Below are 13,307 nucleotides of genomic sequence, written 5' to 3'. Positions count from 1 at the left end.
CCGACGGGAAGCGGTTGCGCGAGCAAAGCGCGTCGTATAGCGAAGGTTGGAGGGCCAGTTGCATGCAAGGAACAACGGCCCGGAGCCCGGGATGGGGTTGTCGGCCGTGCCCCAGCCTGCGGCGCTGGCGTGAAGCTCGCGTTATCCTGCGTCCTGCGTAGAAGGCGGCGAACCGGTGCGGAACGAAGTAATGCAAGGGGCAACGGTCAGCGAGACCTCCACCGACGAGGCCTTGGCCTGCGCGCTGCAGGAGGCGCTGCCGGCCGGGACCCAGGTGGTGGTGTGCTGGCGCGTCGCGCCGCACGGCCAGATTTCCGAATCGTGCACCCCCGGCGGCGAGCACGCGCTGCGCGACGCCGCGCGGGTCCTGCTCGAACGCGATCCGCCCGCGATCGGCGCCTCCGACGACCGTTACGCCGACCGCATCGAGGCGGCGTGGTGGCTGGAGGACCGCAGCCGCGCCAGCATCGTCGCGCACCTGCCGCAGGCCCTGCCGACCGCCTTGCGCGCGGCCTGGCTGGCGATGGCGCGGCGGATCGTCGCCGCCGACCTGTCGGCGGTGCGCGCGCATGCCCGCGCCGAGGCGCTGGAGAAGTCCGAGCGCCTGCAGCAGGCCCTGTACGGCATCGCCGACCTGGCCGGTTCCGGGCTGGAGATGACCGACCTGCTCAGCCGCATCCACGGCGTGGTCTGCGGGCTGATGTACGCCGAGAATTTCTACATCGTGCTGTACGACGACGTGCTCGACACGATGCGCTTTTTGTACTTCGCCGACTGCAACGACCCCTACGTGGCCGACCCGACGAAGGCGATCGGCGGCGACGAGATGCCGACCAGCCTGACCCTGGCGCTGCTGCGCCACGGCGAGGCGCTGCAGGGCAGTTCGGCCGACCTGCGCCAGCGCCTGGGCGTGGCCGACGACGCCCACCACGGCCCCGACAGCGCCGACTGGCTCGGCGTGCCGATGCGCCGCGACGAACGCGTGTGCGGCGCGATCGTGGTCCAGCACTACGACAGCGCCGGCAGCTACGGCGACGAGGACCGCGCGCTGCTGTCGTTCGTCGCCCAGCACATCCTGACCGCGCTCGACCGCTTCCGCGCCCGCGAGGAACTCGAACGCCGGGTCACCGAACGCACCTACGCCCTGCAGCTGAGCAACCGCGACCTGCAGGCGGAGATCATCGAACGCCAGCGGTCCGAACGGCTGCAGCGCGCGCTGTTCCGGATCGCCGAGCTGACCATCACCTCCGACACCCTGGAGCGGTTCTACTCCCAGGTCCACGACGTGGTCAGCGAACTGCTGTACGCGCGCAATTTCTATATCGCGTTGCTGTCGGACGACGGCGAGCGCCTGCAATTCCCGTATTCGATCGACGAACTCGACGTGATCCGCGAAACCCGCCGGCTCGCCGACGGCCTGACCGAATACGTGATCCGCCAGGGCCGGCCGCTGCTGGCCGACCGCCATCGCATCGCCGAGCTCAACAGCCGCGGCGAAGTGCGCAGCCACGGTTCGGCCGCGCATTGCTGGCTCGGCGTGCCGTTGTACCGCGACGACGCGGTGGTCGGGGTGATCGCGATCCAGAGCTATTCGCGCGCGATCAGCTTCAACGCGCGCGACCAGGAACTGCTGACCTTCGTCGCCCACCACATCAGCATCGGCCTGGCCCGCAAGCAGGCGCAGGACCGGCTGGTCACCGCGCACGGCGAACTCGAACAACGCGTCGCCACCCGCACCCGCGAACTCGCCCACACCAACGCCGAACTGGTCGCCCAGATCGGCGAGCGCGTGCGCGCCGAGCAGAAGCTCACCCACCAGGCGCTGCACGATGCGCTGACCGGGCTGCCCAATCGCGGCCAACTGCTCGAACGCCTGGACTACGCGATCGCCCATGCCCAGCGCGACAACCGCCCGTTCGCGGTGCTGTTCCTCGACCTGGACCGGTTCAAGCTGGTCAACGACAGCGTCGGCCATTCGGCCGGCGACGAGCTGCTGATCGAAAGCAGCCGGCGCATCATCGCCACGGTGCGCAGCGGCGACATGGTCGCGCGCCTGGGCGGCGACGAATTCGCGATCCTGATCGAGAGCATCGACGGCCTGATCGTGGCCGAAGACCTCGCCCAGCGGGTGCTGCGCGCGCTCGGCGAGCCGTGCTGGGTGGCCGGGCGCGAAGTGTTTCCCTCGGCCAGCGTCGGCATCGCCATGTGGCATCCGCGCTATCGCAGCGGCACCGAACTGCTACGCGACGCGGATGCGGCGATGTACCGGGCCAAGGGCGCCGGACGCGGCCGCTTCGCGGTGTTCGACGAGGAGATGCGCGAGCAGGCGCTGCGCATCCTCGATCTGGAAGCCGATCTGCGCCGCGCCATCAACGGCGATGCCTTCATCGCCCATTACCAGCCGATCGTGCGGCTCGACGACCAGACCGTGATCGGCCACGAGGCGCTGCTGCGCTGGCGTCACGAGAAACGCGGGCTGTTGCTGCCGCGCGAATTCATCGGCCTGGGCGAGGACAGCGGGCTGATCGAGGAAGCCGACTGGATCTTGTATGCGCGGGTGATCGCGCAACTCGCGCGCGGCGGCCATGGCTATATTTCGGTCAACGTGTCGCCGCGGCATTTCCGCGCCCACGATTTCGCCGATCGCCTGCTGCGCATGATCGACGAGGCCGGCGCCGATCCGCGCCGGCTGCGCATCGAAATCACCGAGGTGGCGCTGCTCGACGACGTGCCGCGCGCGCTGCGGATGTTGCAGACCTTGCGCAGGCACGGGGTGCTGGCGCAGTTGGACGATTTCGGGACGGGGTTTTCGGCGTTGTCGTACTTACATCGATTCCCTATCGAGTGTCTGAAGATCGATCAGAGTTTTGTCGCGGGGTTGGTCGGCGAATCGCGACCGGAAAGCATCGCGGTGGTGCGCGCGATCCAGGCGCTGGCCGGCACGCTCGGCATCCACACCATCGGCGAAGGCGTGGAGACTCACGCGCAACGGCTGGTCCTGCGTGAACTCGGCTGTACTTACGGCCAGGGTTATCTGTTCGGGCGTCCGGCCGAAACGATCCGCAGCGAATTGCGGATCTTCGATGGCGAGGACGTGGTGGATGCTCCGGCCGCTGCGCCGATCGAGGCGTCGAGCGACTTCGCGCCGCTCGACGCCGGGCAAAAAGAGGGCGCCGTCCGCGCGCAGTTCGACGAGCCTGACATCGTCGAACCCGCCACGGACGACGCCCGCAGCCTTACTCGCTGATCGCCACGCCGCTGCTCGGCTTGAGGTCGCCGATCTGGGCCTTGGCGCGTTCGACCAGGCGCACGAACTCGGCGCGCTGGCCGGAAGGATCGGCCTGCTTGAGGCCGCGCGCGGTGGCCGCGATCTGGTCCCAGCCCCAACCGTCGTACTGGCTGGCGCCGCGCAGCGCATCGGCGAACGCGGCGACCGAGGCGGCCATGCGCATCGGTTCGCTCGCGACCACGCGCAGGCTGGAGCGCTGCACCGGGGTTTCGATCAACACGCTGTGATCCTCGCCCGGGCGCTTGTAGCGCAGCTTGAGGTTGGCGATCTCGTTGCCGCCGCCGCTGCTCGCGGCCTCGTTGGCGTAGCGCAGCGCCGGCAGCCGGGTCGCGCTGGAGCCGACCGGGGTCAGCTCGTACAGGGCGGTGACTTCGTGGCCCGCGCCGATATCGCCGGCATCGACCTTGTCGTTGGCGAAATCCTCGCGCTTGAGCAGGCGGTTTTCGTAGCCGATCAAACGGTACTCGGCGACCAGCGCCGGGTTGAATTCGATCTGGATCTTGACGTCGCGGGCGATGGTCAGCAGGGTCGAGCCCATTTCCTCGACCAGCACCTTGCGCGCTTCCTGCAAGGTGTCGATGTAGGCGTGGTTGCCGTCGCCGACATCGGCCAGTTTCTCGGACAGTTCGTCGTTGTAGTTGCCGCTGCCGAAGCCGAGCGTGGTCAACGCGACGCCGCTCTTGCGCTGATCGGCGACCATGGTTTCCAGGGCGTTGTTGTCGACCGTGCCGACGTTGAAATCGCCGTCGGTGGCGAGGATCACCCGGTTGACGCCGTTCTTGACGTAGGCCTGCTTGGCCATCGCATAGGCCAGGCGGATGCCGTCGCCGCCGTTGGTGCTGCCGCCGGCCTGCAGGCGATCGAGCGCGGCGAGAATCTCTTCCTGGCGGTCGCCCGGCGTCGGCGGCAGCACCAGGCCAGCGGAACCGGCGTAGACCACGATCGAGATACGGTCCTGCGGCCGCAACTGTTTTGCGAGCATCGAGAACGCGCTCTTGAGCAGTGGCAGCTTGTCGGGCGAATTCATCGAGCCGGAGGTGTCGATCAGGAACACCAGGTTGGCCGGCGGCAGATTCTTCTTCGGCACCTCATAGCCCTTGATGCCGATCATCAGCAGCTGACGCTGCGCATTCCACGGCGCCGGCGCGAGCTCGGTGCTGACCTTGAACGGCGTCGCCAGCGAGGTCGGCGCGGCGTGGCCGTAGTCGAAGTAGTTGATGAACTCCTCGGCGCGCACCGCGTCGGCCGGCGGACGCACACCGTCGTTGAGCATGCGCCGCACGTTGGTGTAGCTGCCGGTGTCGACGTCGATCGAGAAGGTCGACAGCGGTTGTTCGCGGGTGCGCTGGACCGGGTTGTCTTCGCGCTGGGCGTATTTTTCGGTGTTGGCCGGTTGCGAATACGGCGGCGCGGGCGGCGGAGGCGGCGGTGCGAGGAAGCCGATCGAGGCCGGTGCGGCGGCGACGGAGGGCATCGCCATGCGCTTGGCGTAGGTCGGGGCGACGCGCGAGCCGGTGACTTCGACCCGGTCGAGCGATTGCTCGCGCGGGGCGGCGGCGCTGATCGGCGCGGGCGCGGCGGATTTGGCTTCGACGATGCCAGCGGGTTTGACCAGGGTCGCGGCGCCGAGGTTGGCGCGCTCGGCTTCGGCCTTGGCGGGTTCGGCTGCGGCGGCTGCGTCGGCCGGTGCGTCGTTGCGTGAGCGGATGTCGGCAGTCGCGTCGGTGCCGACGGTTTGGTTCTTGGGCGGTGCCTGCGCGGCTTGCGACTGCGACGGGGCCAGATCGCCGGTCGCCTGGCAAGCCGCCAGCGACAGGGCGAGGGCGGCGGCCAGCGCCGCGCCGAGGTGATTGCGGATCAGGCGCGGTGAGGCGGCGGGCGAGGTGCGAGCGTGCATGGCGGCTTCCCTGGTGTGTGGACCTGGGAAGTGAAACGCGCCGCTGTGAACAGTGGGGTTGAGATCGTTGAAAGATTTTTTGGGGGCTACGACACACCCGATGACGCATCAACGCTTGGCCGGCGGAATCCTTCTCCCGCTGGCGGGAGAAGGTGGACCGAAGGGCCGGATGAGGGCAGCGCGTGGCTCGCGGGCTCCCTCACCCCAAACGCTCTCCCGCAAGCGGGAGAGGGGCTATACGTATGCGTTGACCGCTCGCGCCGCTTCAGGCCACCGCATCGCGAATCACCAACAAGCGCTGCTCGCTCATATCCTCGATCGCATAGCGCACGCCTTCGCGGCCCAGGCCGGAATCCTTGACCCCGCCGTAGGGCATGTTGTCGACCCGGAAGCTCGGCACGTCGCCGACGATGACGCCGCCGACGTCGAGCACGTCCCAGGCCTTCATCGCGTGATCCAGGCGACCGGTGAACACGCCGGCCTGCAAGCCGAAATCGCTGCGGTTGACCTGGGCCAGGGCGCTGTCGAAATCGTCGAACGGTTCGATCAGCGCGACCGGGCCGAACACTTCCTTGCGATACAGGTCCGCGTCGTGCGGAACCTTCTCCAGCAAGGTCGCCGGAATCATGTTGCCTTCGCGCGCGCCGCCGTTGATGCGCTTGGCGCCGCCCTTGACCGCCGCGTCGATCCACGACTGGATGCGCTTGGCCGCGTCTTCGTCGACCACCGGACCGATGAAGGTGGTGTCGACCCGCGGATCGCCCATGCGCAGCGCGCCGATCGCGGCCTTGAGCTTCTTGCGCAGTTTGTCGTAGATGTCGGCGTGCGCGTAGATGCGCTGCACGCTGATGCAGCTCTGGCCGCTTTGGTAGTACGCGCCGAACACCAGCCGTTCGACCACGTGATCCAGGCTCACGCCCGGATCGGCGTCGACGATGCAGGCCGCGTTGCCGCCCAGTTCCAGGGTGACTTTCTTCTTGCCCGAGCGCGCCTTGAGGTCCCAGCCGATCAGGCCGCCGGTGAAGCTGAGCAACTTGATGCGCTCGTCCTCGACCAGCAAGGACGCGTCCTCATTCGAACAGCACAGCACCGAGAACGCGCCTTCGGGCAGGTCGGTTTCGGCCAGCACCTCGGCGATGATCAATGCGCCGACCGGCGTCTTGATCGCCGGCTTGAGCACGAACGGGCAACCGGCGGCGATCGCCGGCGCGACCTTGTGCGCGACCAGGTTCAACGGGAAATTGAACGGGGTGATGAAGCTGCACGGCCCGATCGGCACGCGCTTGACCATGCCGCGATAGCCGCGCGTGCGTTCGGAGATCTGCAGTTCGATGATCTGGCCGTCGATGCGGGTGGCTTCGCCGGCGGCGATGCGGAAGGTATCGATCAGGCGGGTGACTTCGCCGCGCGCGTCCTTGATCGGCTTGCCCGCTTCGATGCACAACGCCAGCGCGAGTTCTTCGAAGCGCTCGCTGAAGCGGCGCACGCAGTGTTCGAGCACGTCGCGGCGGCGATCGGGAGTGAACGCGGCCATCGCCTCGCGCGCCTTGTGCGCGGCGACGATCGCCTTGCGCACCGCGGCCGCGTCGGCCATCGCGACGCGGGTCGCGCGCTTGCCGGTGTACTTGTCCAGCACGTCCAGTTCGGTGTTGGCGGCGACCGGGCGGTTGGCGAGGTAGTAGGGGTAGCTGGACTTGAGTCCCTTGGCGGGTTTTTTCTTGTTGGGCTTGGCCATTGGGTGCTCCTTTAGGATGAGCGAGATCGGGGAGAGTAGTCGCTTCGGCTGTCGGGCCTGAAAGGCCCTCCCACAAAAGACTTCGTGGCTTTCGACATCTATTGTGGGAGGGGCTTTCAGCCCCGACCGAGGTCGGGTCGAGCTTGTCGCGATCGCGATGCGGTGTTTACTGCACTGCGGCCGCAAGCCTCGGAATATCCTCATTGAGAATACGGTCGTCGTCGTTGTAATCGATCGGTACCTCGATCACATCCACCCCCGGCGTTTCCAGCGCTTGCCGCAGCAGCGGCAAGAACGCATCGCTGGATTGCGGCCGATGCCCGCGCGCGCCGTAGCTGCGCGCATAGGCGACGAAGTCGGGGTTGCCCAGGTCCATGCCGTAACTCGGGTAGCGTTCGTGCGCCTGTTTCCACTTGATCATGCCGTAGGCGTCGTCGCGCAGCACCAGCACGACTAGGTCCAGGCCCAGCCGCACCGCGGTTTCCAGTTCCTGCGAATTCATCATGAAGCCGCCGTCGCCGCAGACCGCGACGACCTTGCGGTCCGGACACACGATGCGCGCGCCGATCGCCGAGGGCAGGCCGGCGCCCATCGTCGCCAGGGCGTTGTCGAGCAGCAGGGTGTTGGGTTCGCGGCAGCGGTAGTTGCGCGCGAACCACAGCTTGTACAGGCCGTTGTCGAGGCAGACCACGTCGCGCGGCGACAGCGCGCTGCGCAGGTCGGCGACGACGCGTTGCGGCGCCAGCGGGAAGCGGTCGTCGTCGCTGCGATCGCGCAGGTGTTCGAGCATCGCCGTGCGCACGCGGTCGAAGAAGGCGAAGTCCCAGTGCGGTTGCGGCTCGATCGCTTCGGACAATCGCCATACCGAATGGGCGATGTCGCCGACCACTTCGATCTGCGGGAAGTACACCGCGTCGACTTCGGCGCTGGCGTAGTTGACGTGGATCACCGTGCGCCGGCCTTCGCGCATGAAGAACGGCGGCTTCTCGATCACGTCGTGGCCGATGTTGATGATGCAGTCGGCCGCGTCGATCGCGCGATGGACGAAGTCGTGGTCCGACAACGCGGCGTTGCCGAGCCACAGCGGGCCTTCTTCGTCGAGCACACCCTTGCCCATCTGGGTGGTGAAATAGGGGATACCGAGCTTGGCGACGAAGGCGTCGAGGGTTTTCGAGGTGGTCTTGCGGTTGGCGCCGGCGCCGATCATCAGGATCGGATGGCGCGCGTTCGCGATGGCCTGCGCGGCGCGTTCGATCGCCTTGTCCTCGGCGACCGGGCGGCGCGAGAACGAGGCGGGGATCAGTCGCGCCTGGGTCGGGTCGCCGGCGATGTCCTGCGGCAGTTCCAGATGCACCGCGCCCGGGCGTTCTTCCTCGGCGCGACGGAAGGCTTCGCGCACCCGCGCCGGGATGCTGTCGGCGGCGACGATCTGGCGGGTGTACTTGGTCAGCGGGCGCATGGTGTCGACCACGTCGACGATCTGGAAATGGCCCTGCTTGCTGGTCTTGATCGGTTTCTGCCCGGTGATCATCAGCATCGGCATGGCGCCGAGCTGGGCGTAGGCCGCGGCGGTGACCAGGTTGGTCGCGCCCGGGCCCAGGGTCGACAGGCACACGCCGGCCTTGCCGGTGAGGCGGCCGTAGGTCGCGGCCATGAAGCCGGCCGCTTGCTCGTGGCGGGTGAGGACGAGCTTGATCGTCGAGGTGCGCATCGATTCGAGCAGGTCGAGGTTTTCCTCGCCGGGAATGCCGAAGACGTATTCGACGCCTTCGGCTTCGAGTGCGGCGACGAACAGGTCGGACGCCTTGGTCATGCGGAACTCCGGATGCGGGCCTGGCCCGAATCGTTGGATCGTCGCGCAAACGGTGTTAGCGATGGGCGATGGTGGTGGAACGGTGCGGGCCGGAGGTGGTCGCTTCGCTGGAACGGGCGCAGTCGTGCGATGCGGGGGCGAAGGGGGTTGGGGTGGGGGCGATGATGGTGTGGCTGCGAAGTTTCCTGAGAGCAGCCGGTCACGGCACGATTGAGGAGTCTTTTGGGGGCAGTAGCAGTTTACGGCGCGACCGCGAAGTCTTTTGTGGGAGGGGCTTCAGCCCCGACGCTTTTCGCTCCGATCGCTTCGGCAAAACGGTTCCGAGATTCAGGCGAACTGATCGAAAAGCATCGGGGCTGAAGCCCCTCCCACAAAAGACCTCGGGATCTCGCGACGATCCGTCAATCCAACAACCCAGCAATCCGCCAATCCGCCAATCCGCCAATCCAACAATCCAACGATCCAACGATCCAACGATCCAACGATCCAACGATCCGCCGGTTTGGCGAAAGTGGGGACGACCTATGCGCGGAGGAATTGAATTGCGAGCGTCGGCCGACTACGAATCCTTGTCCTCGACCCGCACCTTCAACTGCCCGTCGTGCACCCGCGCGGTCAGGCGATCGCCCGGGGCGGCGTCGAGCACGCTGCGCACCACCCGGCCGTCTTCGTGCTGGACGATGGCGTAGCCGCGGGCGACGGTCGCCAAGGGGCTGATCGCTTCCATCGAGCGGGCCAGGCCGCGCAGGCGCAGCGCGTCGTTGCGCAAGCGCCGCGCGATCGCCGCTTGCGGACGCAGGGCGAGCGCGCCCAGGCGTTCGCGCAGTTGCGCGATGCGGCGTCGCGGGTGACGCGCGCGCAGCACCGCGTCGGCATGACGCAGATGCGCGCGTTCGCGTTCGAGCTTGAGCCGCCAGGCCTGTTGCAGCCGGCGCAGCGCGTCGTCCTGGCGGGTGCGCAACGCGGCCAGCCGCGCTTGCGGGCGTTGCGCGTTCAAGCGCAGGCCGGCGCGGTCGGTGCGCTGCATCGCCTGGCGCAGGCGCTGGCCTTGCAGGTTGGCCAGGCGCGCGTCCAGCACGCGCAGGCGGTGCAGCAGGTCGTCGCGCTGCGGCACCAGCAGTTCGGCCGCGACCGACGGGGTCGGCGCGCGCACGTCGGCGGCGAAGTCGGCCAGGCTGAAGTCGGTTTCGTGGCCGATCGCCGACACCACCGGCACCGACGAGGCGGCGATCGCGCGCGCGAGGCGTTCGTCGTTGAACGCCCACAGGTCTTCCAGCGAACCGCCGCCGCGGGCGAGCACGATCACGTCATAGCGTTGCGAGGCCTGCGCGCGCTGCAGCATCGCGGTGATGCGCTCGGCCGCGCCGTCGCCTTGCACCGGCACCGGCAGCACCTCGGCCTCGACCAGCGGGAAGCGCCGCGCCAGCACGCTGAGCACGTCGCGCACCGCCGCGCCGCTGGGCGAGGTGATCACCGCGATGCGGGTCGGAAAGCGCGGCAGCTCGCGTTTGCGCTCGCTGTCGAACAGGCCTTCGGCGCTCAGCCGCGCCTTGAGTTCCTCGAACGCGCGCCGCAGCGCGCCTTCGCCGGCCTCTTCCATGTGATCGAGCACGAGCTGGTAGTCGCCACGCGCTTCGTACAGGGTCAGCCGGCCGCGCGCGAGCACCCGCAGGCCTTCGCGCGGGACGAATTTCAGCCAGCTGCTCTTGGGCTTGAACATCGCGCAGCGGACCTGGGCGCGCGCGTCCTTCAGGGTCATGTACAGATGCCCCGACGACGGCCGCGACAGGTTGCCCAGTTCGCCTTCGACCCAGATCAGCGGGAAGGTGTCCTCCAGCAGGTCGCGGGCCAGGGCGTTGAGCTGGCTGGGGGTGAGGACTTCGTCGGTTTGGCTGGGGGGCATGTCTTGGTGTCGGGGGCTGACAGGGGTGGGGCGGCGCTGCTTTTACCTGTCATTCCCGCGCAGGCGGGAATCCAGAGACTTCAGCGCGATCCTTCAAGAACGTCATTCCCGCGTTCGCGGGAATGACGGGCTGGGAGATGCGCATTCCGTCGCGGCAGCGTCGTGGTCGATGGTAGCGCGGTGGGCTTTGTGATGGCTTCACCTTGTGCGTGACGGCTTCACCTTGTGCCGGCGTGGCTTTCGCTTTGCCGGGCCGCTGCCATACCCGCCACATCACAAACGTTGCTGCGTCAGCGCCATGCCACCCCAGCGCCATGCCGCCCCACATCCACCCGCCGCACCACACCGTTTCCCCATGCTTCACCTTAGCGACACGTAAGCCGCAGCCCCCGGCGTTACAATGCCGGCCATGAATTCAGACGCCCCCTTGCCCTGCGCCCATCCCGGTTTCGGCCCCCTGCCGCGACGCCTGACCCGATCGGTGACGGTCGGCGGGGTCCAGGTCGGCGGCGGCGCGCCGGTGGTGGTGCAGTCGATGACCAACACCGACACCACCGATGTCGCCTCCACCGCCAAGCAGATCGGCGAATTGTGGCGGGCCGGCTCGGAACTGGTGCGCATCACCGTCAATACCGTCGAGGCCGCCGCGGCGGTGCCGCGGATCGTCGACAAGCTGGCGATGAAGGGCATCGAGGTGCCGATCATCGGCGACTTCCACTACAACGGCCATCAACTGCTTACCGCGGAACCTGCTTGCGCCGAAGTGCTGGCCAAGTACCGGATCAACCCCGGCAACGTCGGCTTCGGCAAGAAGAAGGACAGCCAGTTCGCCACCTTGATCGAGTTCGCGATCAAGTACGGCAAGCCGGTGCGCATCGGCGCCAACTGGGGTTCGCTGGATCAGGCCTTGGCCACCCAACTGATGGACGAGAACGCCGCCCGCGCCGAACCCTGGGATGCCGGCCGGGTGCTGCGCGAGGCGCTGATCCGCTCGGCCCTGGATTCGGCCGCGCGCGCGGTCGAGCTGGGCCTGCCGGCCGATCGCATCGTGCTCAGCGCCAAGGTCAGCGGCGTGCAGGAACTGATCGCGGTGTATCGCGAACTGGCCACCCGCGGCGACTACGCGCTGCACCTGGGCCTAACCGAGGCCGGCATCGGCAGCAAGGGCATCGTCGCCTCCAGCGCCGCGCTCGGGGTGCTGCTGCAGGAAGGCATCGGCGACACCATCCGCATTTCGCTGACGCCCGAACCGGGGCAGTCGCGCAACAACGAAGTCATCGTCGCCCAGGAACTGCTGCAGACCATGGGCCTGCGCGCGTTCACCCCGATGGTCACCGCCTGCCCGGGTTGCGGCCGGACCACCAGTACCTTCTTCCAGGAACTGGCGCAGACCGTGCAGGAGCACGTGCGCAACAAGATGCCGGAGTGGAAGATCACCCATCCGGGCGCGGAGAACCTCACCCTGGCGGTGATGGGCTGCATCGTCAACGGCCCGGGCGAATCGCGTCACGCCAACATCGGCATCTCCTTGCCGGGCACCGGCGAGACGCCGTCGGCGCCGGTGTTCGAAGACGGCGAGAAGACCGTGACCCTGCGCGGCGAGCACATCGCCCAGGACTTCGTGGCCTTGATCGATACCTACGTCGAACGCAACTACGGCGCCCGTGTCGCCGGCGCCTGAGTCGCGCGCGCAGGCCGAACGCGCCGCCGCGACCGATCAGGCCGAGGCGGTGCGGTGCGGAGCGAACGACAACGCCGTGCAGCAGGTCGCGCGCTTCGGCGCGGCGGTGCTGCGCCGGCACGGCTGGCGCCTGTTGCTGGTGTTCGCCGGCCTGCTGCTGCCGCTGTGGGGCTTCGCCGAACTGGCCGACGAAATCCACGAGCAGGAAGCCATCGTCTTCGACGTGCCGGTGCTCGAGTACGCGCACGGCCTGGCCCGCGAGGGCTACGACAAACTGTTCGTGATCGTGTCGCAGCTGGGTTACCAGTACGGCGTGGTGCCGTTCGACATCGGCCTGGTGGTGGTGCTGGTCGCGCGCCGGCGCTTTCGCGAAGCGATCTTCGCCGCGATCGCGCTCGGCGGCTCGGGCCTGCTCAACATCGCGGCCAAGCAGTTCTTCGCCCGCGAGCGTCCCTCGCTGTGGGAGTCGATCGCGCCGGAGCACAACTACAGTTTCCCCAGCGGGCATGCGATGGGCTCGATGACCCTGGCGGCCACCTTGATCCTGTTGAGCTGGACCACCCGCTGGCGCTGGCCGGTGCTGATCGTGATGGCGCCGTTCGTGTTCCTCGTCGGCTTCTCGCGCCTGTACCTGGGCGTGCATTTCCCCTCCGACATCCTCGCCGGCTGGGCGGTCGCCACGGCCTGGGTGGTCGCGGTGTACCTGGTGGTCTATCGCGGCGGCCTGCTGCGTCCCTGGCCCGAACGCTGACGCGCGCGTCCGCGCGCTGATCCCATCTTGTCAAGCCCGAAGCGGTCGCTGAGCGACCGCTGGTCGGGCCGTGGCATGACCCGTTCATCAGAAACGGCACTCGCGTCGCAAGCGTGGGGTGGGGTAGTGTCGACTGGCACGCGTTGTGGGTATCAGGGGTGTTCATTACCCGCGTGGGGCTTTGCAGTCGAATCACGATCACGGACCACTCCGCCTGCGCCGCGTGCGCGGGCGGGGC

Annotated in this window: 8 protein-coding genes; 3 read left to right on the top strand and 5 right to left on the bottom strand. The window is 68.0% G+C overall.

The window, feature by feature from the left end:
* The first annotated feature begins 190 nt into the window (after positions 1-190).
* Positions 191-3,247: an EAL domain-containing protein gene (locus KME82_RS16160; protein ID WP_215494966.1), complete on the top strand. Its 3,057-nt coding sequence runs from the start codon at positions 191-193 to the stop codon at positions 3,245-3,247.
* On the opposite strand, the gene KME82_RS16155 is transcribed toward KME82_RS16160, so the two are convergent.
* From KME82_RS16155 to xseA, 5 genes are all read right to left on the bottom strand, one after another.
* Positions 3,237-5,186 carry a vWA domain-containing protein gene (locus tag KME82_RS16155; protein ID WP_215494965.1) on the bottom strand — a complete coding sequence of 650 codons (1,950 nt, stop codon included), beginning with the start codon at positions 5,184-5,186 and terminating at the stop codon, positions 3,237-3,239. The genes KME82_RS16160 and KME82_RS16155 overlap by 11 nt on opposite strands.
* 265 nt (positions 5,187-5,451) lie before the next feature.
* On the bottom strand, positions 5,452-6,921 hold the full coding sequence (locus KME82_RS16150) for an aldehyde dehydrogenase family protein (RefSeq protein WP_215494964.1): 1,470 nt from the start codon (positions 6,919-6,921) through the stop codon (positions 5,452-5,454).
* 166 nt (positions 6,922-7,087) lie between these two features.
* Positions 7,088-8,734: an acetolactate synthase large subunit gene (locus tag KME82_RS16145; RefSeq protein ID WP_215494963.1), complete on the bottom strand. Its 1,647-nt coding sequence runs from the start codon at positions 8,732-8,734 to the stop codon at positions 7,088-7,090.
* 239 nt (positions 8,735-8,973) lie between these two features.
* Positions 8,974-9,108 (bottom strand): DUF6053 domain-containing protein, encoded by a 135-nt coding sequence (locus KME82_RS27145; protein WP_430538731.1) that lies wholly within the window; start codon positions 9,106-9,108, stop codon positions 8,974-8,976.
* Between the two features lie 185 nt (positions 9,109-9,293).
* A complete protein-coding gene (gene xseA, locus KME82_RS16140) occupies positions 9,294-10,637 on the bottom strand; it encodes an exodeoxyribonuclease VII large subunit (protein ID WP_215494962.1) in 1,344 nt (447 codons plus the stop codon).
* A gap of 409 nt (positions 10,638-11,046) precedes the next feature.
* Between xseA and ispG the strand changes: the two genes are divergently transcribed.
* Together ispG and KME82_RS16130 are read left to right on the top strand one after the other, a co-directional pair.
* The gene (ispG, locus tag KME82_RS16135) at positions 11,047-12,318 is read left to right on the top strand and encodes a flavodoxin-dependent (E)-4-hydroxy-3-methylbut-2-enyl-diphosphate synthase (RefSeq protein ID WP_215494961.1); all 1,272 of its coding nucleotides are present in this window, start codon (positions 11,047-11,049) and stop codon (positions 12,316-12,318) included.
* 76 nt (positions 12,319-12,394) lie between these two features.
* The gene (locus KME82_RS16130; RefSeq protein WP_215499102.1) at positions 12,395-13,069 is read left to right on the top strand and encodes a phosphatase PAP2 family protein; all 675 of its coding nucleotides are present in this window, start codon (positions 12,395-12,397) and stop codon (positions 13,067-13,069) included.
* The last annotated feature ends 238 nt before the right edge of the window (positions 13,070-13,307 follow it).

It is taken from the genome of Lysobacter capsici, assembly GCF_018732085.1.
In the GTDB taxonomy this organism is placed as follows: domain Bacteria; phylum Pseudomonadota; class Gammaproteobacteria; order Xanthomonadales; family Xanthomonadaceae; genus Lysobacter; species Lysobacter capsici_A.
This window is presented reverse-complemented; position numbering and strand designations above follow the sequence as displayed.

What these genes read in the sequence shown, in the direction of transcription:
- KME82_RS16145 (WP_215494963.1), bottom strand. Translation starts at nt 8,734, where the DNA reads ATGACCAAGGCGTCCGACCTGTTCGTCGCCGCACTCGAAGCCGAAGGC.
- ispG (WP_215494961.1), top strand. Translation starts at nt 11,047, where the DNA reads ATGAATTCAGACGCCCCCTTGCCCTGCGCCCATCCCGGTTTCGGCCCC.
- KME82_RS16150 (WP_215494964.1), bottom strand. Translation starts at nt 6,921, where the DNA reads ATGGCCAAGCCCAACAAGAAAAAACCCGCCAAGGGACTCAAGTCCAGC.
- KME82_RS16160 (WP_215494966.1), top strand. Translation starts at nt 191, where the DNA reads ATGCAAGGGGCAACGGTCAGCGAGACCTCCACCGACGAGGCCTTGGCC.
- KME82_RS16155 (WP_215494965.1), bottom strand. Translation starts at nt 5,186, where the DNA reads ATGCACGCTCGCACCTCGCCCGCCGCCTCACCGCGCCTGATCCGCAAT.
- xseA (WP_215494962.1), bottom strand. Translation starts at nt 10,637, where the DNA reads ATGCCCCCCAGCCAAACCGACGAAGTCCTCACCCCCAGCCAGCTCAAC.